General features: G+C 62.2%; 24 protein-coding genes and 1 pseudogene. 13 read left to right on the top strand and 12 right to left on the bottom strand.

The window, feature by feature from the left end:
• Window positions 1-17: 17 nt before the first annotated feature.
• The 12 genes and pseudogenes from mreD to rpoN all read right to left on the bottom strand — a co-directional run bounded on the left by mreD (window position 18) and on the right by rpoN (window position 10,684).
• A complete protein-coding gene (mreD, locus tag ACLTXB_RS09240) occupies window positions 18-530 on the bottom strand; it encodes a rod shape-determining protein MreD (protein WP_428226756.1) in 513 nt (170 codons plus the stop codon).
• A gap of 33 nt (window positions 531-563) precedes the next feature.
• Window positions 564-1,406, bottom strand: a complete 843-nt coding sequence (gene mreC, locus ACLTXB_RS09235; RefSeq protein ID WP_428226755.1) for a rod shape-determining protein MreC — start codon at window positions 1,404-1,406, stop codon at window positions 564-566.
• 16 nt (window positions 1,407-1,422) lie between these two features.
• Window positions 1,423-2,004 carry a Maf family protein gene (locus ACLTXB_RS09230; RefSeq protein ID WP_374736578.1) on the bottom strand — a complete coding sequence of 194 codons (582 nt, stop codon included), beginning with the start codon at window positions 2,002-2,004 and terminating at the stop codon, window positions 1,423-1,425.
• A 15-nt stretch (window positions 2,005-2,019) separates the two neighbouring features.
• A complete protein-coding gene (gene dut / locus ACLTXB_RS09225) occupies window positions 2,020-2,469 on the bottom strand; it encodes a dUTP diphosphatase (protein ID WP_428226754.1) in 450 nt (149 codons plus the stop codon).
• A gap of 168 nt (window positions 2,470-2,637) precedes the next feature.
• On the bottom strand, window positions 2,638-3,855 hold the full coding sequence (locus ACLTXB_RS09220) for a DUF3656 domain-containing U32 family peptidase (protein ID WP_428226770.1): 1,218 nt from the start codon (window positions 3,853-3,855) through the stop codon (window positions 2,638-2,640).
• Window positions 3,856-3,924: 69 nt separating this feature from the next.
• Window positions 3,925-4,466, bottom strand: a pseudogene (locus ACLTXB_RS09215) (peptidase U32 family protein); the annotation flags it as partial.
• Window positions 4,467-4,784: 318 nt separating this feature from the next.
• Complete coding sequence (locus ACLTXB_RS09210) at window positions 4,785-5,105, bottom strand: cell division protein ZapA (RefSeq protein ID WP_008981272.1); 321 nt, start codon at window positions 5,103-5,105, stop codon at window positions 4,785-4,787.
• A 266-nt stretch (window positions 5,106-5,371) separates the two neighbouring features.
• On the bottom strand, window positions 5,372-6,004 hold the full coding sequence (locus tag ACLTXB_RS09205; protein WP_428226753.1) for a DUF4230 domain-containing protein: 633 nt from the start codon (window positions 6,002-6,004) through the stop codon (window positions 5,372-5,374).
• A gap of 15 nt (window positions 6,005-6,019) precedes the next feature.
• Window positions 6,020-7,390 carry a magnesium transporter gene (mgtE, locus tag ACLTXB_RS09200; RefSeq protein WP_110441918.1) on the bottom strand — a complete coding sequence of 457 codons (1,371 nt, stop codon included), beginning with the start codon at window positions 7,388-7,390 and terminating at the stop codon, window positions 6,020-6,022.
• Window positions 7,391-7,697: 307 nt separating this feature from the next.
• Window positions 7,698-8,672 carry a tRNA dihydrouridine synthase gene (locus ACLTXB_RS09195; RefSeq protein WP_428226752.1) on the bottom strand — a complete coding sequence of 325 codons (975 nt, stop codon included), beginning with the start codon at window positions 8,670-8,672 and terminating at the stop codon, window positions 7,698-7,700.
• Window positions 8,669-9,328, bottom strand: a complete 660-nt coding sequence (locus ACLTXB_RS09190; protein ID WP_428226751.1) for an HAD family hydrolase — start codon at window positions 9,326-9,328, stop codon at window positions 8,669-8,671. Before ACLTXB_RS09190 ends, ACLTXB_RS09195 begins: the two co-directional genes overlap by 4 nt.
• Before the next feature lie 9 nt (window positions 9,329-9,337).
• Window positions 9,338-10,684 (bottom strand): RNA polymerase factor sigma-54, encoded by a 1,347-nt coding sequence (rpoN, locus tag ACLTXB_RS09185; protein ID WP_428226750.1) that lies wholly within the window; start codon window positions 10,682-10,684, stop codon window positions 9,338-9,340.
• Between the two features lie 306 nt (window positions 10,685-10,990).
• On the opposite strand from rpoN, the gene ACLTXB_RS09180 reads away from it, so the two are divergent.
• The 13 genes from ACLTXB_RS09180 to ytvI all read left to right on the top strand — a co-directional run bounded on the left by ACLTXB_RS09180 (window position 10,991) and on the right by ytvI (window position 21,273).
• On the top strand, window positions 10,991-11,383 hold the full coding sequence (locus ACLTXB_RS09180; protein ID WP_008981279.1) for a zinc ribbon domain-containing protein: 393 nt from the start codon (window positions 10,991-10,993) through the stop codon (window positions 11,381-11,383).
• A gap of 10 nt (window positions 11,384-11,393) precedes the next feature.
• Entirely contained in the window at window positions 11,394-12,218 is an 825-nt protein-coding gene (locus tag ACLTXB_RS09175; RefSeq protein ID WP_110441921.1) for a purine-nucleoside phosphorylase, read from the top strand.
• 33 nt (window positions 12,219-12,251) lie between these two features.
• Entirely contained in the window at window positions 12,252-13,559 is a 1,308-nt protein-coding gene (locus ACLTXB_RS09170) for an amidohydrolase family protein (protein ID WP_428226749.1), read from the top strand.
• A gap of 56 nt (window positions 13,560-13,615) precedes the next feature.
• Window positions 13,616-15,418: a putative polysaccharide biosynthesis protein gene (locus ACLTXB_RS09165; protein ID WP_428226748.1), complete on the top strand. Its 1,803-nt coding sequence runs from the start codon at window positions 13,616-13,618 to the stop codon at window positions 15,416-15,418.
• 66 nt (window positions 15,419-15,484) lie between these two features.
• Entirely contained in the window at window positions 15,485-16,246 is a 762-nt protein-coding gene (mazG, locus tag ACLTXB_RS09160) for a nucleoside triphosphate pyrophosphohydrolase (protein ID WP_428226747.1), read from the top strand.
• A 42-nt stretch (window positions 16,247-16,288) separates the two neighbouring features.
• Window positions 16,289-16,585, top strand: a complete 297-nt coding sequence (locus tag ACLTXB_RS09155; protein ID WP_289519162.1) for an HU family DNA-binding protein — start codon at window positions 16,289-16,291, stop codon at window positions 16,583-16,585.
• Window positions 16,586-16,674: 89 nt separating this feature from the next.
• Window positions 16,675-16,917, top strand: a complete 243-nt coding sequence (locus ACLTXB_RS09150; protein ID WP_008981285.1) for an RNA-binding S4 domain-containing protein — start codon at window positions 16,675-16,677, stop codon at window positions 16,915-16,917.
• Window positions 16,914-17,963, top strand: coding sequence for an FAD:protein FMN transferase (locus ACLTXB_RS09145; protein ID WP_428226746.1), 1,050 nt, complete (start codon window positions 16,914-16,916; stop codon window positions 17,961-17,963). The genes ACLTXB_RS09150 and ACLTXB_RS09145 overlap by 4 nt, the downstream gene beginning before the upstream one ends.
• Window positions 17,960-18,340 (top strand): NusG domain II-containing protein, encoded by a 381-nt coding sequence (locus ACLTXB_RS09140; RefSeq protein ID WP_428226745.1) that lies wholly within the window; start codon window positions 17,960-17,962, stop codon window positions 18,338-18,340. The genes ACLTXB_RS09145 and ACLTXB_RS09140 overlap by 4 nt, the downstream gene beginning before the upstream one ends.
• On the top strand, window positions 18,321-18,872 hold the full coding sequence (locus ACLTXB_RS09135) for a Gx transporter family protein (protein WP_428226744.1): 552 nt from the start codon (window positions 18,321-18,323) through the stop codon (window positions 18,870-18,872). Before ACLTXB_RS09140 ends, ACLTXB_RS09135 begins: the two co-directional genes overlap by 20 nt.
• The gene (locus ACLTXB_RS09130) at window positions 18,853-19,059 is read left to right on the top strand and encodes a DUF896 domain-containing protein (RefSeq protein ID WP_428226743.1); all 207 of its coding nucleotides are present in this window, start codon (window positions 18,853-18,855) and stop codon (window positions 19,057-19,059) included. Before ACLTXB_RS09135 ends, ACLTXB_RS09130 begins: the two co-directional genes overlap by 20 nt.
• 105 nt (window positions 19,060-19,164) lie before the next feature.
• A complete protein-coding gene (locus ACLTXB_RS09125) occupies window positions 19,165-20,031 on the top strand; it encodes a DegV family protein (RefSeq protein WP_428226742.1) in 867 nt (288 codons plus the stop codon).
• A gap of 81 nt (window positions 20,032-20,112) precedes the next feature.
• Window positions 20,113-21,273 carry a sporulation integral membrane protein YtvI gene (ytvI, locus tag ACLTXB_RS09120; RefSeq protein ID WP_428226741.1) on the top strand — a complete coding sequence of 387 codons (1,161 nt, stop codon included), beginning with the start codon at window positions 20,113-20,115 and terminating at the stop codon, window positions 21,271-21,273.
• The last annotated feature ends 140 nt before the right edge of the window (window positions 21,274-21,413 follow it).

Here is a 21,413-nt window from a genome sequence, read left to right as displayed (position 1 = left end):
TCCTCTCACAAGAGGGTCTAAGCCAGTTTGGTGCCGCCCACCCGGCGAAACACCATGCGGAACAAAAGATAGATGAAGGGAGTAAAGCACAAAGAGACAGCGATCTCGGAGGCAACCACCTGGAGCAGCACGTCCAGGGTCTCCGCCTGGACAAAGAGGTAGCGGACGATGCGGGCACCGTCAATCATGGCCAGCACCCCCGCGGAGCACAGCAGGCAGCTGACAAAGGACTGGCTCAGGGCGTACTGGGCGATGGAGCCGGTGAGCATTCCGGCCAAAGTCATGCCAAAGACCAGAATGCCGGAGCCGCCGGGATAGGCCAGCTCCCACAGCAGGCCAACTGCCATGCCGAAGCCCGCTCCGGCCACCGAACCCTCCAGCACGGCCACCGCCACCACCGTCAAAGGCAGCAGCATGGGGACCACGCCGAAGAGGGGAACGCGGTTGAGGACAAATTCGTCCAGCAGCCACACCGGCACCAGAGCCAGCGCATAGACGAACCATTTGTGTATCTGGTCCCGACGGGTCATGGGGACCTCCTTTCCAACAGCGCGGGGTCTCTATCACTCCACGATGTCAAATTCCTTGATGATAAAGACCTCCACCAGCTGGTCCAGCTTTACCTCGGGGGTGACGATGGCGTAGCGGGTAAGGCCGGAGGCGTCAGTGAAGACGCTCTCTACCTGGCCTACCACAAGACCGGCGGGGTACACATCCCCGTTGCCTGAGGTGAGCACCTCGTCACCGGCCACCAGCTGGGCCTCGTCGGGCAGGTAGCTCAGGCGGAGTTTGCCCTCCTGCATGAGGGCCAAATCGCCCTCCAGCACGCCGGCGGAGTTGGTGCGGGTGATGATGCCGCCCATTTCGGTGCCGGTATCGATCAGCGTGTTGACGATGGAGTAGTTGGTGCCCACACTGCTGACCACGCCCACCAGAAGGCCGGTCTCGGTGATGACGCAGTCCCCCTTCTCCACGCCGGCGTTGCTGCCTTTGCTGAGGGTGAGAGTGGAGCGCCAGTTGTCGGTGGAGCGGGCTGTCACCTTGGCCGACTCAAAGACAAAGTCCTCCCGCTTGGCATGGAGATTCAAGAGCTCCCGAAGCTGCTCGTTTTCCTGAGAGGCAGCTTCGCCCTGGCGGATCTTTTTGCGCAGTTCCGCGTTCTCCTGCTCCAGCTCCTCCATCTGCTGCTGGATCTCGCCGTAGTGGAACACGTAGGAATAGACGCCCTCCGCCCAGTCCGCGGCAGCGGCAATGCCGCTGCGGACGGGAGCGGTGACGGTATTGACCAGGTTGGACAGGGGATCGGCGTTGCCCCCCATAAAGGCGGAGGTCAGGCCGATGAGGATGCTCAGCAGCAGGGCGATGACCAGAAGCCAAACGCCGTTGTGGCGAAAAAAGTCCTTCACGACGCTCCTCCTTTCCTTACATTCCCGTCAGGGGATCCACCCCAAACTGGGTCAGCATGCGGCCCAGCCGGCACACCGGCAGGCCAACTACATTAAAATAGTCTCCGGAGATGCCCTCCACCAGCAGAGCACCCCGGCCCTGGATGCCGTAGGAGCCCGCCTTGTCCATGGGCTCGCCGGTGGCGATGTAGGCGTCGATCTCCTGGGCGGTGAGGGGACGAAAACGCACCGCAGTGGCCTCGTGCTGGGTGAGGATCTGTCCGCCCCGGCACACGGTTACGCCGGTGTAGACGGTGTGCTCCCGGCCGGAGAGGGCGGAGAGCATCTCGTGGGCCTGTTGGATGCTGTGGGGTTTGCCCAGCACCTGGCCGTCCACCGCCACCACCGTGTCGGCGGCAATGATCAGATCCTCCGGATCGGCCGAGGCAGAGATCTCCAGCGCCTTTTGACGGGAGAGAGCCTCCACCAGCCCGCCGGGGTCCAGATTGGGGTCGGCAAGCTCTTCGCCCTGGGCGGGCCGAATCAGAAAATCAGTAAAACCCATCTGCTCCAGCAGCTGCCGCCGCCGGGGAGACTGGGAAGCGAGAATGATGGCCATACCTGCGCCTCTTTCTTACCGCCCGGTGGAGCCGAAGCCGCCGGCGCCCCGGTCGGTGTCGTCCAGCTCGTCCACCAGCTCCACCTGGGCCTGAACCACGGGGGTGATCATCAGCTGGGCGATGCGGTCAGCGGGCTGGATGGTATAATCCGATTCCCCAGAGTTTTGAAGACCCACCATGATTTCACCTCTGTAATCGCTGTCGATGACACCCACGCAGTTAGCGGGAGCCACGCCGTGCTTGATGCCCAGGCCGCTGCGGGCAAAGACCAGGGCCACATACTGGGCCGAGGGCAGGGCGATGGCGATGCCGGTGGGGATGACGGCCCGGCCGCCGGCGGGGATGGTGATGGGCTCGTCCACGCAGGCGTGCAGGTCCATGGCGGCAGCGCCGGCGCTGGCGTAGAAGGGGGCGGGGATCTCCTTGCCGATTTTGGGGGAGAGGGCTTTGACTTTCAGGTTCATAGGGTACTCCTCATAGTTATATATCAAATTGAAATTACAAGAATAGCGATAAAAGATAGGTTAGAAGGGAAGCCTTGCAGCACAAGGAATCCTTCCCAAAGAGCGTAGAAGGAAAACGAAGTTTTCCGCTAAAGTTCTTTTGCCCACTTTTCTTTCAAGAAAAGTGGGTCACTCCACGTCGCGGTAGTAGAGGCCACGGGTAAAGTCGAAGGGCTTATAGCGACCCTGGCCGCGGTAGCGCTCCAGCACCTGGACGCACTGCTCCGGCTTCTCGGTGGTAAACATCAGCCGCACCGCCCACAGGCCCAGCCGCTGATAGTCGGCGGCCTTGTCGGCCAAAAACAAGGTCTTGCCGTTCAAAATTTCGTTCCGGCAGCCCCAGGCCTTGACCACAGGGAACTTCTCGCCCCGGCGGTCGGTGAGCTGATTGACCCCGGTACAGCTATGCTGTCCGGTGTGGTTGTGGATGATGCAGTTTTCCATGATCATCAGGGGCAGCCGTCCGTAGACAATGGCCTCCAGAGGGATGGCCTTAGACAGGTCCCGGATCTGGGGCAGTTTCAGCTCAAAGGAGGCGGTGGCCGCCGACACCCCCAGACGCTTGAGCTCCTTGAGGGTCTGGCTGTTGTAGACGCCGATGCCGAAGTCGCTGTTCACGGTGAAGCCCAGATCCAGTGCCCGCTGCACCCCGTCCAGAGTACCGGCCAGAGCCTGGGTGACGCCCAGATCCTGGAATACCTTCAGTTCCTGCTCCAGCTTGTTCTTTTCCCGGTCCCAGCAGATGCGGGGCAGCAGGACGGCCACCTCCACGCCGGCCTCCTGGCAGGCGCGGATGGCGTCAGGGCAGGCGGCTCCCTCGTCGCTGGGAAGGTAGATGCGGGCGGGCTGCAGAGCCAGCAGGGCAGGGGTGATCTGCTGGGCGCTGCGCACCGACAGGGTGATCTGAGGCGCGCCCTTGGGATTTTCATAGCGCACGCCGGGGTGGAATTCCCCTTTCTCCCGCTGGGGAGGCAGACCACGCTGGCGGCTGAGCTCCTCCAGGGCCTGGCGGCGCAGAGCATTGAGGGCGGACAGGGGCAGGCTGAGCCCCTCATCCACATAGGCGGTGACCTTCTCACACTCGTAGGGAGTGCCGCCGGTGCGCTTGAGCTGTCCCTCCACCTTCTCAGCGGTAAGAGGTACGTTGACGGCCGCCTCAGGGACGGCTCCCTCCACCCGGGCCACGTTGCCCAGCAAATCCTGGGCGGCTACCTGGGCAGGTTCGCCGGTGCGGATCATGGCGTACATGCGGATGAGCTCCTTGCGGTTCTCTCCGCTTTCATAGGTAGTGCGAGCCTGGGCGTACAGCTCCCGGGGAGGCTCGCTCTCCTGGCGCACGCCGAACATATCGGGGCCCTTCTTGTCCAGATAGTACCCCTGGGTAAAGCCCTGGCGGGAGAAGGCGGCCTCCAGCTGCTCCAGCTCCTCGGGGGTGGGAGAGCGGCCCTCCCTGATGGCCCGGGCATAGATGCCGGTGACGATGGCCACGTACTCCGGACGCTTCATACGTCCCTCGATCTTGAGACAGCATACCCCATCTCCTCCAGCTCCTGGAGATAGTCGGCCAGAGACATGTCCTTGAGGGACAGGGGGTACTCGTTGGCCCGGTTGCCCCAGCCGTATTTGAGGCGGCAGGGCTGAGCGCACAGGCCGCGGTTGCCGCTGCGGCCGCCGATGACGGAGGACAGGTAGCACTGTCCCGAATAGCACATGCACAGGGCGCCGTGGGCAAAGGTCTCGATCTCAATGGGAGAGTTCTGGCAGATGTAGCGGATCTGATCCCGGCTCAGTTCCCGGGAGAGGACCGCCCGGGTAAAGCCCAGCTTGGCGCACTCCTTCACGCCATCCAGACTGTGCACCGTCATCTGGGTGGAGGCGTGCAGGGCGAGCTGAGGAGCCACCTGGTGGAGCATCCGGGCCACGCCCAGGTCCTGGACGATGACGGCGTCCACTCCCATTTCGTTGATCTCCCCGGCCACCTGGGCGGCGGCGGGCAGTTCCCGGTCGGTGAGCAGGGTGTTTAAGGTGAGATGCACTTTGGTTCCCCGGGTATGACAATAAGAAACCGCCGCCGCAACTTCCTCCCGGGTAAAGTTCTTCGCGTTGCGGCGGGCGTTAAAGTCGCCGTAGCCCAGATAGACGGCGTTTGCGCCGTTCTGGACCGCGGCAGTCACCGACTCCATAGAGCCGGCGGGCGACAGCAATTCCAGCATGGATAACCCTCTTCCGATTTCATGGTAAGCGCCTCCCGCCCTTGGACAGGAGGCGCGGGGCAATTAGGATTTGTGAGCGTTCTGCAGTTTGAAGATCTCCCGCTTGGCCTCGGAGAGCTCCATCTTCAGCCGGGCGTTCTCATCCAGACCGTCTTTGATCTGGCGGCGGAGATTTTCGCTGGCCTCCTGCTCCCGGAAGAACTGGTCGGCGATGTTCATAGCGGCCAGCACTGCCGCATCGGAGCGGCCCAGACGGGCACCATCCATCACATCCCGCACCTGGCTGTCCACCAGGGTGGCACAGCGGTGTACGTAGTTTTCGTCTTCCTCGGCTACCATCGTGTACTCCTGGCCCGCGATGGCGACGGTAATCTTGTTTTTCATCCGGAAGCCCTCCCAATCAGTTCTCTATTTTCACCGCATTTCGGCCCAGAATCCGGAAATGACGGCAGAATGGTGGTATTATGGACATTATAGCATAGTTGCCCCCGTTTGAAAAATAAATTTACCATGAATTTTTTATGTCTATCCATCTTTTTTGCACGGAACACACAACCGCAGAAAGGGTTGGAAAATAAGAAAGACCCGCCCCTTCCGCCGCTCTTTCTCAGAGGGCGCGGGGCGGGTCATTTTTTCCAGCTCAGAGAGGGTCACTCGGGATCGGCCACGGCGATCTCCAGGGCCTGCCCCTCCTGGAGCAGAGGGGTGATGAGTCCGCCGATGGCGGTCTCGGCCTGGTTCTTGGCCTGGGTGAGCAGACCGCTCTGGATGGCCTTTTCCTCCATGACGCCCTGCTGGTCGGCCTGGAAGCCGGTGTAGTCCTCAATGGTGATGGGGTTGAAGATGCTGGTGGTCTCGTCAAAGACCTCCAGACTGTTGGGGTCCACCTCGTGGGAGAGGATCTGGGGCGCAGGCAGAGAGATGGTCACCTTCTGGTCGGTGACGGACACCTTGGCCTGGGTCAGATCCACACCGGCAATGATCGTGCCGTCATAGGCCACGATGAAGCTCTTGGTGGTAAAGGGAAGCTTGATGCCGTAAAATTCGTTGCTGTTTTCAAACTGCCCCATGTTGGTGTAGGAGTAGCGCACCGTGGCCAGCTGGCTGATCTGCTGGAGCTGGTTCTCCACGGTGATGGAGGAGAGAACCGGTGCTTTCTCCTGCCGCCCGCCGCTGAAAAAGCCCACGGCGAAGCAGATAATGGCCAGCAGCACGCCAAAAATAATAAGTTTTCCTTGCTTGAAAAGAGCCAGGGGATAAAATCCCCGCTTGACTTCGGCCATAAAATATTCCTTTCTTTAAATCCCCAAAAGGCGGGTAGCGATAAAGAAGTAGATGAGCAGGGACAGGGCGTCCACGATGGTGGTGATGAAGGGGGAGGCCATAACAGCCGGGTCGATGCCGATCTTCTCCGCGCACATGGGGAGGGTACAGCCCACCACCTTGGCGCAGATGACGGTGAATACCAGGGTGAGGCATACCACCAGAGCCACCAGAGGAGTGACCTCCGGGTTGTGCATGAGCCAGCGGTCCACGATCATCATTTTCACAAAGTTGGCGCAGGCCAGACACACGCCGCACAGCACCGCCACCCGGATCTCCTTCCATACCACCAGAACCATGTCGGAAAAGTCGATTTCGTCCAGTGATAAGGCACGTATCACGGCCACCGATGACTGGGAGCCGGAGTTGCCGCCGGTACCTGAGAGCATGGGAATGAAGGAGGTGAGCACCACGCAGGCGGCCAGGGCGCTTTCAAAGCTGGTGATGATGATGCCGGTGAAGGTGGCCGAGAGCATCAGCAGCAGCAGCCACGGGATGCGGGCCTTCCAGGTCTCCAGCACGCCGGTCTTTAAATAGGGCTTGTCGGAGGGGAGGATAGCGGCCATCTTTTCGAAGTCCTCGGTGGTCTCCTCCTCGATAACGTCCATGGCGTCGTCGAAGGTGATGATGCCCACCAGCCGGTCCTCGCCGTCCACCACGGGCAGAGCGTACAGGTCGTACTTGTTCAGCAGCTGGGCCACGTCCTCCTTGTCCTCATGGGTGTTTACCGAGAGGACGTTGGTCTCCATGATGTCGCCGATGCGGGTGTCGTAGGAGGACAGGAGCATCCGGCGCACCGTGACCACGCCCAGCAGCACCCGGCGCTGGGTGACGTAACAGGTGTATACCGTCTCCTTGTCCATGCCGACCTTGCGGATGCGGGCAAAGGACTCCTCCACGGTGGCGTTGGGGTGGAGGTAGACGTACTCGGTGGTCATGATGGAGCCGGCGGAATCCTTGGGATAGTTAAGCAGCTGGTTAATTTGGGTGCGGGTGGTGGCGTCGGTGTTGCGCAGGATACGGCTGACCACGTTGGCGGGCATGTCCTCGATGAGGTCCACGGTATCGTCCAGGTACAGCTCGTCCAGCACCTCCCGCAGCTCCTTATCGCTCAGGGCGTTGATGAGCCGCTCCTGATCGTCGGAGTCTTCCAGCTCGGTGAACACCTCGGCGGCGACCTCCTTGGGCAGCAGACGGAAGACCAGAATGGTCTCCTCCGGACCCAGCTCGTCCAGAAATTCGGCGATGTCCACCTCATTCATATCGTCCAGCAGCTCCCGCAGGCGGCGGAACTGCTTGGTGCGGACCAGCTCCAGCAGCTGGTCCAGATCATAATTCTCGTGCATATGGTTTCCCCCTCTGAAGTCACGGAGTATCCGGGACGGAAAACAGCCACAGGATCACTCCTGCGGCTGTTACGAATTGGTCAGGGGACGGTGCGGCTATTCCGCATGCCGGCCCCGGAGCGGCGGATCAAGAGGATGCGGCCCCGCGTCCTCCGCCGTTCGTGACAGCGCATGTACGGTGTCCCGGTGGCGACTTCGACTTTTCATGGGGCTTCACAACCTTTCCGCGCCCAATTGGGGCCTGACTGCCAGACCGCGGCGCACAAAATTCTACATTTTAGAGTATAGCATATTCCAAACGGGCGATTCAAGAAAAATCTATGTTAGAAGTTTCCTCCCACAGGGCGTCCCGGCGCAGAGGCCGGGCGAACATCTCCTCCACTGCCGCTTCGTAGGGGGCGGAGCGGTCAGCCTTGCGGATTTTCTTCAGGGGGCGGGCGCTGTCCTCAAACAGGCGGGAGAGGTAGCTCCACAGCTCCTTCATGTGAAACACGGTGCTCCGCTCTCCCGAGAAGAGGGAGAGATAGGTGCGGTAGAGCAGGTCGTGGAAGGTACGCAGCTCGTCCACCGTGGCGGCGCTTCCGCCCTTGGCCTTCCGGGTCAGGGCAGGGTCGGCCAGCAGACCCTGTCCGATCATCACGTGCTCCACCTGGGGAAAGCGGGCGTGAAATGCCTTGCAATCTTCGGGCGTGACCAGACCGCCGTTGAAGCAAACCGGCCCGGGGTAGACCTCCAGCGCCTGGGCAAAGGCGTCCAGGCGGACCTTCTCGCGGTAGAAGTCCTGGCGCACCCGGGGGTGAATGATGAGCAGGGAGACAGGGTAGCGGGAGAAGAGCTCCAGCAGGGGGCCGAACTCCACGGGGTCCTCCCAGCCCAGCCTGGTTTTTATGGATAGCTTGACCGGAGTTTTGGCGAAGATACCTTCTAACAACTCCTCCAGGGTGTCCCGGCGCTGGAGAAGTCCCGCGCCCTTGCCCTTGGCGGTGACGGTGCCCGAGGGGCAGCCCAGGTTCAGGTTCACCTCGTCATAGCCCATGGCCGCCAGCTCTCCCGCGGCCCAGAGGAAATCTTCCACATTCCGGGTGAGCAGCTGGGGTACGGCGCGAAAACCAGGGTTGTTTTCCGGCAAAATCCCCCGCAGCTCCCGGGGTGTGAACACGTGGTCCTGGGTGGGGGAGAGGAAGGGCATGTAGTAGGCGTCCACGCCGCCGAACACCTGGTGGTGGGCGCGGCGGAACTCCGCCCCGGTGACTCCCTCCATGGGGGCAAAATAGTACTTCACGCTCTGCCCTCCAGCCACTGGGCCAGCTCGGTGAGGTCGGGAGCGATATGGACACAGGGGTAGGGGGCAAAGGCCGGGGCCTGGGTGGTGCCGTTGAGAACGGCGGCAAAGTCCACCCCCGCTCCCTGGGCGGCCTGGGCGTCCAGAATGGTGTCTCCGCAGTAGAGCAACTCCTCCGGAGCCACACCCATCTGGTCCAGAGCCTTCAAAATGCCCTCCGGGTGGGGCTTGTGGTGGGTGACGTCGTAGCTGCCCAGAATGAGCTCCAGGGTGTCCCGCAGGCCAAAGCGCTCCATAATGCGGGAGATGGTCTCGCCCGTCTTGGTGCTTACGATGCCAAGGCGTACGCCCCAGCTGTGAAGGCCTTGCAGCAGCTCCGCCGTGCCGGGAAACAGGGTGGTCTCCTCCACCTGGCGGGGACGGGCCACCTCCAGAAAGTAGGCGCGGAACTGGGCGCGGTGCTCCTTGTCGCTGTCTCCGGTGAGCATCTCATAGGCGTCCTCCAGCAGATAGCCCACCGTGCCCCGCACCGTGTCACGGTCGGGAATGGGCAGGCCCATGCGTTCAAAGGCGTACTGGAAACCGCCCACGATGGAGTCGGTGGAGTCGCCCAGGGTATAGTCAAAGTCAAAACAGATGGCGCGATAGTGTTTCATATAAACTCCTTAGTGGATCTCTTTTCTCCCCGAGGCGCTGGGGATGCCCAGCTCGTCCCGGTATTTGGCCACGGTGCGCCGGGAGATGGCGCAGCCCTCCGCCTCCAGCTGTTCACACAGCTTCTGGTCGGAGAGGGGGTGCTTCTTGTTCTCCTGGTCTACCAGCTGCCGCAGCCGCTCCTTGATCTGGTGTACCGAGGTGCCCTCGGTGCCTCCCTCCCGGGAGAAGAAAAAGCTCAGCGGGTACACGCCCCGGCTGCACTGCAGGTATTTCTCCCGGATGGCCCGGCTGACGGTGGACTCGTGGATGGACAGCTCCTGGGCCACATCGGCCAGGCGCAGAGGGGACAGGTGTCCCCCGGGGCGGAAGAAACTCTCCTGCCGGCGCACAATGACCTGGGCGCAGGATAATAGGGTGGAGCGGCGCTGCTCCACCGCCTGAATGGCCCACTGGGCCTGTTTAATTTTGTCGGTGAGGTACTGCTTGACCTCCGGGTCGGCGCTCTGCTTTTGCAGCTTACAGTAGTAGCCGCTGAGATGAAGGCCGGGGAGGTAGGAGTCCTGATAGGCCACGGTGAGACCCTGCTCGTCCTGGATGACCACCAGGTCGGGGACCAGATAGGAGGTCTCGTCCCGGCTGGCAAAGGCGGCGCCGGGGCGTGGGTCCAGCTCCTGGATGAGACTCTGAGCCCGCAGGACCTCCTTCTGGGAAATGCCCATCTCCTGGGCAATGGCGTGGTACTGTTTGCGGCCCAGCCGCTCCAGGTGGTGGAGAACAATTTCCAGAGCGGGGCCGGTCTCGCCCCGGCGCTGCAGCTGCAGGGCCAGGCACTGGGACAGATCCCGGGCGCCCACCCCAGCGGGGTCCAGGCTCTGGATCAGATGAAGGCCCTGCTCCAGGGCGCTCAAGGGCAGGCGGGAGGCCTGGGACAGGTCCTCCAGCTCATCCCGGAGATAGCCGTTCTCATCCAGGCAGGCACATAGAAACTGGGCGGCCCGCAGCACCAGGGTGGAGGTGTGGCTGCGCTCCAGCTGGCGGGTGAGGTGGAGCACCAGGGTCTCGCTCAGGCCGCCGTCGGTGCCTACCCGGGCCAAGGGGTCCAGCTCCTCCCGGTCGGGAGAGAGATATTGGCGGTTTTGGTGATCGGCATCGGCCAGGGACTGCAGGCGCCGCCACATCTCCTCGCTCTCGTCGCTCTGGGCGGCGGGCTCGGTGAGCTCGGCGGCGGGGTTCATCTGGACCAGGTCCTGAATGTAGTCCGCCAGTTCCTGGGTGCTCATCTGCAGCACCTCCATGGACTGGAGCATCTGCGGGGTCAATTTCAAGGTTTGTTTCAGTGACAGCTCCAGATTCACGCGCGTCCCTCCTTAAGCTCCCGGACGTCCCTGCCAGGCAAACAGGGACAGTCACCTCCCCGGGCGATCTGCCCCCGTGTGCATCTTCATGCAATCTTCCCAGAGCCGGCTTGCAGGGCGGGCCCCAGGCGCATGAAATTGTCAAAAGAAGTATATCATAAATTCCACCCCGGGGCAATCGGCAGATAGAGTGGGAAGACAGGCCTTTTCCGTTGATTTTTCCTATCCAATGGTGTAAAATAGTGAAAACTAATGAAACAAACAAAAAAATACCAGGGGTTGTGACACGGAAAGGAGCACGTGGATATGGACGACAAGGTGAAGGAACTGCTGGACCGAATCCGGAGCACGGCGGCCGATGCAGCCGACGCCGCGGCAGGCACCGCACGGGTGGCGGGCAAGCGTGCCGGCCAGATGGTGGACGTGGCCAAGCTGAATGTGCAGCTGTTTGACCTGAGCGGAGAGTATAACGACGTGCTGCGCCAGCTGGGCGAAGTGATGTATCAGACCCACAAGGGGGAGAGCCAGGACGAGGAGAAGATCGCAGGCCTGCTCACCCAGGCCGACGAGCTCTCCGGAAAGATCGCCGAGCTCAGAGAGCGCATCGCTGCCCTGCGCCAGTCCCGCACCTGCCCCAACTGCGGCGCGGTGTGCGGCAAGGACGACCAGTTCTGCCGCCGGTGCGGCGGAAGCCTGTAAGGAGGCTGCCATGTCCTATACCATAGAGCATTACCGGGCGAGCGCGGACTTTTTACGCGCCCGCCTGGGCAGTTTTGTCCCTAAGGTGGCTATGATTTTGGGTTCCGGCTTGGGTTATCTGGGTGATCAGGTGGAAAACCCCATCGCCGTGGATTACAAAGACATCCCCAATTTCAAGGCCTCCACCGCACCGGGCCACAAGGGCCGTCTGGTGTTCGGCACCCTGGAGGGCCAGAAGGTGGCGGTGATGCAGGGCCGGATGCACCACTACGAGGGCTACTCCTATGAGGAGGTCACCTACGCGGTGCGGGTGCTGCGCCTGCTGGGGTGCGACACCCTGGTGGTCACCAACGCCGCCGGCTGTGTGAATACCGACTGGAAGGCCGGAGAGCTGATGCTCATTACCGACCACATTAAAATGTTCTCCGAGTCTCCCCTGCGGGGCGAGAACCTGCCCGAGTTCGGGGTGCGCTTCCCCGACGCCTCCAAGCTGTATACCCCCCGCCTGCGCCAGGTGGCCCGGGACTGCGCCCAGAAGCTGGGCCTCACCCTGCGGGAGGGCGTCTACTTCTACTGCTACGGTCCCCAGTACGAGACCCCGGCGGAGATCCGGGCCGCCCGGATCCTGGGCGGCGACGCGGTGGGCATGTCCACCGCCCCCGAGGTCATTGTGGCAGGCCACTGCGGCATGGAGGTGCTGGGCTTTACCCTGCTTAGCAACATGGCCGCCGGTATTCTGGACCAGCCCCTCAGCGAGGAGGAGGTCCTCATCGCCGGGGAGCACGCCCGGGAGGATTTCTCCGCCCTGGTGCGGGCCTGCCTGCGGGAGATGTGACGGAGTTCTTGATTTGTAAGGAGTAAACCACAGATGTCTGTTTTATTTGCCAACGTCACCGCTGTGACCATGGACCCCGCCCAGCCGGTGCTGGAGAACGCCTTTGTGGCGGTGGAGGGAACAAAAATCGTCTCCGTGGGGACGGTGCGCCCGGAGGGAACCTTTGACCGGGTGGTGGAGGGCAAGGGCAAGGTGCTCATGCCCGGCCTTGTAAACTGCCACACCCATGTGCCTATGACCCTGATGCGGGGTTACGGCGGGGGTCACGATTTGCAGCACTGGCTCAATGACTTCATTTTCCCCGCCGAGGCCAAACTGGACGACCGGGCCGTGGCCGCCGGAGCAGCTCTGGGCCTGGCTGAGATGATCGCCGGCGGCACCACCTGTATTGCGGATATGTATATGCACACCGGCACCATCGCCCAGGAAATCATGAAGGCGGGCATCTCTGCCAACCTGTCCTGCGGCGGAGTGTACTTCGGCGCGCCCGAAGATTTTTCCCCCGAAAAGTGTAACGACTGCCGCAACCAGCAGGAGCTGACTGAGCAGTGGCACGGGGCCGGAGACGGACAGATTCTGGTGGATGCCTCCATCCACGCGGAGTATACCTCCAACCCGCCCCTTTGGCAGTGGATGGCCGACTACGCCGCCCAGCACAATTTGGGCATGCAGGTGCACATCTCTGAAACCAAACTGGAGCATGAGAGCTGCCTGGAGAAATACGGAAAGACCCCCATCGCTCTGCTGGACCAGTACGGCGTGTGGGAGCGGGGCGGCACCGCCGCCCACTGCGTATGGGTCACCGACGAGGACATGGCCCTTATGGCCCAAAAGCATATTACCGCTGTCCACAACCCGGTGTCCAACCTGAAGCTGGGCTCCGGTGTGGCCCGGGTGCCCCAGCTGCTGAAGGCTGGGGTCAACGTGACCCTGGGCACCGACGGCGTGTCCTCCAACAACAATACCGACCTGTTTGAGGAGATCAAGCTGGCCGCCATCCTCCACAAGGGAGTCCAGTATGACCCCATGGCGGTCACCGCCCACGAGGCGCTTGCCATGGCCACCGTCAACGGAGCCGAGGCTCTGGGCCGGGACACCGGCGTTATTGCACCGGGGAAGATGGCCGACCTCATTTTGGTGGACTTCAGCGCCCCCAACCTGATGCCCTGCCACGACGTGGAGGAAAATCTGGTCTACGCCGCCCGTGGCTCCAATGTGGAGATGAATATGGCCCGGGGACAGGTCATATATGAGAAGGGGGAGTTCTTCACCCTGGACCTGGAGCGCATCCGCTATGAGGTGGAGCACTACGCCCTGCCGAAAAATTTCCCCCAAGCCTGAGATCATCCGGGCGGCAGCGCCGCCTGACTCTCCAAAATACAAGGAGGACCTAACGAATGGCCCAACACAGTCATGCACCCCGCCGGGTGGCCCGGCCGGAAAAACAAAACACCTTCTTCGGCGGAGCCGCCATCCTGGCCGTGGGTATCATGGTGGTCAAACTCATCGGCATGTTCTACAAGATCCCGCTGATCAACATCATCGGGGAGCAGGGCAGCGCCGACTTCGGCAACGCCTACAACATCTACGCCGTGCTGCTCACCATCTCCACCGCGGGCCTGCCCGTGGCCGTGTCCAAGCTGGTCAGCGAGGCGAACGCCACCGGACGGCAAAACCAGGTGCGCCGGGTGTTCCGGCTGTCCCTGGCCCTGTTTCTTACCCTGGGTGTGCTGTCCTTCCTCATCATGTCCTTTGGCTCGGCACAGCTGGCCGCCCTGATGAACGACGACCAGGCCGCCCCCGGCATCCGCGCCCTGGCTCCGGCGGTTATCTGCGTGGGTTGTCTGTCCGCCTTCCGGGGCTATGCCCAGGGTCACGGGAACATGACGCCCACCGCCGTCTCCCAGATCATCGAGGCCCTGTGTAAGCTGGTGGTAGGCCTGGGACTGGCCTACTGGCTGGTAAAGGCAGGAGCCGACCAGAGCCACGCCGCCGCCGGCGCCATCACCGGCGTGACGGTGGGTACCATCGTGGCCCTGGCCTACATGCTGCTCAACTATCTCATGGGCCGCAGCCGGGAGGGCCTGGCCAAGGACACCCCCGACTCCAACGCCACCATCATCCGCAATCTGCTGATGATCGCCGTGCCCATTACCATCAGCTCCTCCATGGTGGGTATCGTCACTGTCATCGACTCCTCTCTGGTCCAGGGCCAGCTCCAGCGGGCCCTGCTGGAAAATACCGACTGCTGGGCCCTGTACAAGGACTTTATGGACTTTGATACGCTGGAGAGCGCCCTGAAGGCCTGGCAGGCCACCCTGCCGGAGGGAACGGCCGTCTCCATGTCCCTGCTGTCTGACCAGCTGGCGGATGGAAGTAAGACCGCCGGGGCTCTCCACGACGCCCTGGAGGCGGCCAGCCGCACCCTCTACGGCAACTACAACGGAGCCCTGAACATCTATAACCTGCCCACCTCCCTCATGGCGGCCATTACCGCTGCGGTCATCCCCGCGGTCTCCGGTACCCTGGCCCGCCGGGACCGGAAGGGCGCCAGCCGGGTGGCAGGTTCCGCCCTGCGCATCTCTGCCCTGCTGGCCTTCCCCATGGGTGTGGGCCTGTACGTACTGGGCAAGCCCATCATGGCTTTGATTTTCCCCAGCCTCACCGCGGAGCTGGCCGGTCCTCTGCTGTCCACCCTGGGCCTGGCCACGGTGTTCGTGTGTATGATGCTGGTATGCAACTCCATTTTGCAGGCCTACGGCTTTGTGAATCTGCCGGTCATTATCATGCTGGCCGGAGGCGTCATCAAGATCGTGCTCAACTACAATGTAGTGGTGCTGCCCCAGGTGGGCATCTACGGCGCGCCCCTGGGCAACATCTTCTGCTTTGCCCTGTGTCTCATTCTGGACCTCATTGTCATGGCCCGGGTCATTCACGGCTGTCCCAAGTATATCCCCCTGTTTGCCAAGCCCGCCGCCGCCGCCGCGGTGATGGGCCTGGGAGCCTGGGCGGTCCACGGTCTGCTGGCCAAGCTGCTTGCCGCAGGCAGAATGGGCAACGCCGTGTCCACGCTGGCCGCCATTTTGGTGGCGGTGGTCATCTACGGCGTGCTGGTGATCGTGCTGCGGGCCATCACCAAGGAGGACCTGGCGCTCATGCCAAAGGGAGAGAAAATTGCCCGGATTCTGCATCTTTCTTAACAGATGCGTAAAAAATACCTTGCGAAGGAAGCGAAGTTGTGGTAAATTTTGAGTGCATGGACTCCTATGGCATGGAGGATCTGGAGCGGATCGTGGCTCTGCTGCGCGCACCCGGGGGGGTGCCCCTGGGACCGGGAGCAGACCCACGAGAGCATCCGGCGCAACATGCTGGAGGAGGCCTACGAGGCCGCAGAGGCCATTGACAAAAAGAACCCGGAGCACCTGAAAGAGGAGCTCGGGGACGTGTTGCTCCAGGTGGTGTTCCACGCCCAGATGGCCAAGGAGGAAGGTCTGTTTACCTTCCAGGATGTGGTGGACGGCGTGGCCAAGAAGATGGTCTTCCGCCACCCCCACGTGTTTGGCACCGTGCAGGCGGAGGACAGCGACCAGGCTCTGGAGACCTGGGACGCCCAGAAACGCCAGGAGAAGCACCAGCGCACCGCCGGCGACACGCTGGATGCGGTGGCGCGCTCTCTGCCCGCCCTGATCCGGGCAGAAAAATTGCAGGACAAGGCCCGCAAAGCGGGTTTTGACTGGCCGGACCTGGCTCCCGCCCTGGACAAGCTGGACGAGGAGGTGGGGGAGCTGCGCCGCGCCGCTCAGGGCGACGGAGACCCCCAGGAGGAGCTGGGCGACCTGCTGTTTGCCGCGGTGAAGGCGGGACGCTTTCTCCACGTGGACAGCGAGCAGGCGCTGACTCAGGCCTGCGAAAAGTTTATCCGCCGCTTTCGCGCTGTGGAGCGGCTGGCCCAGGGAGAGAGCCTGGACCAGATGGAGCTGGCCCAGCTGGAGGAGCTTTGGGCCCGCGCCAAGCAACAGGAGGGCTGAAACGCCCCACGCAAAGGACAGGCCTTTCCCAAGGCCGCGCAAATTCTTAGGAGGAGACACGCTATGAACAAGACCGAACTCATCAACGCCGTGGCCGATAAGACCCAGCTGTCCAAGAAGGACGCTGAGGCTGCCATTACTGCCACCGTGGAGGCCATTGCCGAAGCGCTGACCCGGGAGGAGAAGGTGCAGCTGGTGGGCTTTGGCTCCTTTGAGGTGAAGACCCGCGCTGCTCGGGTGGGCCGCAATCCCAAGACCGGCACCGAGATCGAGATCCCCCAGACCAAGACCCCTGTCTTCAAGGCCGGCAAGGCTCTGAAGGACGCGGTGGCGGGCTGAAGCACTGCAACGCTGACCCTTGGGGGCGCCGCGGAAGGCGGCGCCCCTTTTTCTTGGAAATTATCTTTTGCTTTGGAAAGGACAATGCAATGCGACTGGATAAATGGCTGAAGGTATCCCGGCTCATCAAGCGGCGCACGGTGGCCAATGAGGCCTGCGACAACCAGCGGGTCACCGCCAACGGCCGGCCGGTGAAGGCCAGCTACGACGTAAAGGCCGGAGACGTGCTGGAGCTGCGCTTTGGCGAGCGGGTGGTAAAGGTAGAGGTGCTGCTGGTGGCCGACAACGTGGGCAAGGCCGACGCGGCGGCCATGTACCGGGAGCTGCTGTGAAGGGGCGGCTGAGTTTGCTGCTGGCCGGCGTGCTGGCGGCGGGAGCGGTGCTGACGGGCTGCGGGGGAGAGAAGGAAGTTTCCTCCCAGAGCAGCCAGGTATTTGCCATGGATACGGTGATGCTGCTCACCGTCTACGGCGATCAGGCCCAGCAGGGGCTGGATCAGGCGGAGCAGACCATTCAGAAGCTGGAAAAGCTGTGGTCGGCCACCGATGAAACGAGCGAAATCTGGGCGCTGAACCACAGCGGCGGAAACTGGGTGGAGCTGTCTGAGGATACCCGGGAGATTTTGAGCCGCGGTCTGGAGCTGTGTGCCCTCACCGACGGAGCGCTGGATCTCACTGCATACTCCGCCGTGCAGGCCTGGGGCTTTCCCACCGGGGCGTACCGGGTGCCTGATGAGACAGAGCTGGAGCAGCTGGTGGGGACCATCGACTACACCCAGGTGGAGCTGGATGAGCAGACCGGCCAGGCCCGTCTGCCGGGCGGCATGTCCCTGGACCTGGGCGCCGTGGCCAAGGGCCGCCTGGGGGAGGTGCTCTCTCAGGACCTGAAGGAGCTAGGGGTGACCTCCGCTCTGCTGGAGCTGGGAGGCAACATTCAGACGGTGGGGACCAAGCCGGACGGCTCCCGCTGGCGGGTAGGCATCCAGGACCCCAACTCCCAGGAGGGGGGCTATCTGGCCATTGTGGAGGTGGCTGACCAGGCGGTGGTTACCTCCGGAGATTACCAGCGCTACTTTGAGCAGGACGGCCAGACCTACTGCCACATCATGGACCCTGCCACCGCCGCTCCCGCCGACAGCGGGGTGGACTCGGTGAGCATTGTAGGCTCCGACGGGACGGTGTGTGACGCTCTGTCCACCGCCTTATTCGTCATGGGGGAGGAGAAGGGCGCCCAGTTCTGGAAGGACCACCCGGAGCTGGACTTTGAGGCCATCTTTGTCTCCCAGGACGGTACCATCGCGGTGACCGAAGGCCTGGAGGAGCACTTTACCCTGGCTGACGGCTACCAGGACCGGGAAGTGACGGTGATCCACCGATGAACAAACAGACCAAGATCCTTGCCGGCGTGCTGGCGGCCGTGGTGCTTTTGTCGGCGGGCGTGCTGGTATGGCGCAAGCTGAACCCCAAGGAGGCCCAGATCGCCAAGATCACCCAGAAGGGGCAGGTGCTCCGGGAGATCGACCTGACCCAGGTGAAGGAGCCCTACTCCTTTGTCATCGAGGGGGAGAACGGGGCGCTCAATACCGTGCAGGTGGAGCCGGGGCGCATCTGCATCAGTGAGGCCTCCTGCCCGGACCAGATCTGTGTCCACCAGGGGTGGATCGGCGACGGCAGCGAGCCCATCGTCTGCCTGCCCAATCAGGTCATCATCCAGATCACGGGAGGAGGGAGCCAGGTTGACGCAGCGGCCGGTTAAAGGGGCGCGGCGGGTGACCCGGCTGGCTCTGCTCACCGCCATTGCCCTGACCATCTTTATGGTGGAGGCCCAGATCCCGGTGGCGGTGCCTATCCCGGGGGTCAAGCTGGGCCTTGCCAATATCGTAACGGTGTACACCGTCTTTGCCCTGGGGGCGGGAGACGCCCTGCTGGTGCTGGTGAGCCGGGTGTTTCTGGGCGCGGTGTTCTCCGGACAGATGATGACCCTGCTGTACAGCCTGGGCGGCGGACTTCTGTGCTGGCTGGCCATGGTGGGGCTGCGCCGCCTGCTCACCGTGAAGCAGCTGTGGCTGTGCAGCCCCCTGACCGCCATCTGCCACAACCTGGGCCAGCTGCTGGTGGCCGCCGGGGTGATGAAGACCTGGGCGGTGCTGGCCTACCTGCCCTACCTGGTGATCGCCGGAGCGGGGGCAGGACTGTTTACCGGGCTGTGCGCCCAATTTTTGATGCAGCGCCTGGACCGGCTGGCGTCCGGGCGGAAGGAGGAAAACCATGGAGCAAAAGGACATTGACCGCATCAATGAGCTGGCCCGGCTGGCCAAGAAGCGGGAACTGACCGAGGAGGAGAAAGAGGAGCGGGGCAAGCTGCGCCGGGCCTATATCGACTCGGTGAAGGCCAACCTGGAGGGACAGCTGAACAACACCTGGCTGCAGAAGCCGGACGGCTCCCGGGTCAAATTAGAAAAACGCAAAGATTGACTCCCTTTTCTTGACAAGCCTTGCCCTTTCTGCAATAATGGCCCCAGACAGCCCCTATGCAAGGCTGTCGCGAGGACACATAAGATTTTGATTTAGGAGGCCGCTATGGCTTACGTAAAAATGGTTACCGATTCTGCCGCCGACATCCCCCGCGCCCTGCGGGAGGAGCTGGATATTCAGGTGCTCCCCTTCCCCATCGCCATGGGGGACAAGGAGTATGAAGACGGCTACGATTTTACTCCGGAGGAGTTTTACGGGATGCTGCTCAGCGCCCCGCAGATCCCCACCCATGCCCAGCTCAATCCCTATGTCTTTGAGCAGTGCTTTGAGCAGGCTTACGATAACGGCTATACCCACCTCATCTATACCTCCATCAACTCCAAGGGATCGGCCACCCATCAGAACGCCGTCCAGGCCCGGGAGGAGTTTTATGAGGAGCATCCCGAGGCCCGGGAGAATTTCCAGATCACCATCATCGACTCCCGCAACTACACCATGACCTACGGCTGGGCTGTGGTTCAGGGAGCCAAGATGGCTGCGGTGGGCACCGATCCGGACAAGGTAGTGGCCTATATTCAGGACTGGCTGGACCACGTGCGGGTGCTCTTTGCCCCGCTGGACCTGCGCTTTGCCAAGAAGTCGGGCCGTGTGTCGGCGGCCGCCGCCTTTGTGGGCGACGCCCTGGGACTCAAGCCCATCATGACTTTTGAAAACGGCGAGTCCAAGATCCTCTCCAAGGTACGTGGAGAGAAAAACATCATCCCCGCCATTATGGAGCGCTGCCGCAAGACCCGTCAGGCGGCCAGCCACTACATGGTCATCAAGGCGGACAACGCCCCCATGGCCGATGCTCTGATTCGGGCCTGCGAGGAGGAGTTCGGCGCTCCTGCCGATATGGTCTATCCTATCGGCGGCGTCATCGCCATCAATGCCGGTCCCAACCTCATCGGTGTGGTATACCGGGAACAGTGATCTTCTTTGCGGCCCCGCTCCGGAAACTCCGGTGCGGGGCCGCTGTGTCCATTTTGGCGTGGAAACAAGGAGTGACATGAGATGAAAGAACAAAAGCTGACCTGGCGGGCCAGAGGAAGACTGTGGTTCCGGATCGGCATTCGGCTGGTGCTGCTGCTGGCGGGACTGTGGCTGCTGTGGAAGGTGGGGCTGCCTCTGCTGTCCCTGCTGGCCCCCTTTGTGGCCGCCCTCATCACCGCCGCCATTCTCCATCCGGTGGTGCGGTGGCTGAGGAGCACTCTGGGAGGCTCCCGAAAGCTATGGTCGCTGCTGGTGCTGGTGCTACTGTTCGGGCTGATGGGCGCGGCGTTGGGCGGCCTCATTTATGCCGCTGGAGCCCAGCTGATCTCCCTGGTGCAGAGCTGGGACGACCTGCTGGCCAATCTGGAAGGGATCTTCCAGCAGCTGGAGCAGATTTTTGCTCGCTTCTGGGACCTGGTGCCTCCGGCTCTCAACGAGACGGTAGATTCGGTGTGGGACAGCGTGCTGGAGTGGCTGAAAAACACCCTGCCAGGGATGCTGGAGGGGCTGGTGAACTATGCCAAGGATAAGGCACTGAGCCTGCCCTCCTTTGGCCTGGCGCTGATCATCTATATTATGGCCTCCTATCTGCTCACCGCTGACTACCCCGACCTGCGCACCGCAGCGGCCCGGCGCACCGACCGGCGGCTGCTGGCCTTTCTGATCCAGGTGCGGGATACTGCCCTGGCGGCCTTCGGAGGATATCTGAAGGCAGAGTTTCTCCTGTCGGTGGGTGTGTTCTTTATCCTGCTGGGCGGCTTCTTTCTCATCCATCAGCCCTACGGCCTGCTGTTGGCCCTGGTGCTGGCGGTGATGGACTTTATCCCCATCATCGGCGCCGGGACCGTCATGGTGCCCTGGGCGGTCATTGACCTGTTTACCGGAAATCTGGGGGGCGCCATCCGTCTGATGGTGATCTGGGGACTGATCGCCCTGTTTCGCCGGGTGGGCGAGCCCAAATTTGTGGGCGACCAGACCGGTCTGTCTCCCATTTTGTCCCTGGTGAGCATCTATGTAGGTATGCGTCTGGGCGGCGTGCTGGGGATGATTTTTGGCCCAACTGTCCTGCTGATTGCCCTGAATCTGGTGAAATTGGGCCTGTTTGACGGGGTTCGGGCAGACGCGGAGGCTGCTGTGGAGGATGTGATCGCCATTTTGCGGGAGCGCCCCGAGAGCGAATAGCTGGATAAGCTGTCAAAATTTGTTTTGGGAAAATTCAAAAAACGCATGCTTTTTCTTCATGGTTTCTTCATATTTTTCCTTTATACTTGCCCCAGTCGAACGGAGGAGGACCTCTAAGAGACCATAGAGGAGTGAAGCAG

This window comes from Flintibacter sp. (assembly GCF_046973065.1).
Note: the sequence above shows the minus strand (reverse complement) of the source record. Positions and strands in the feature narration are given on the sequence as shown.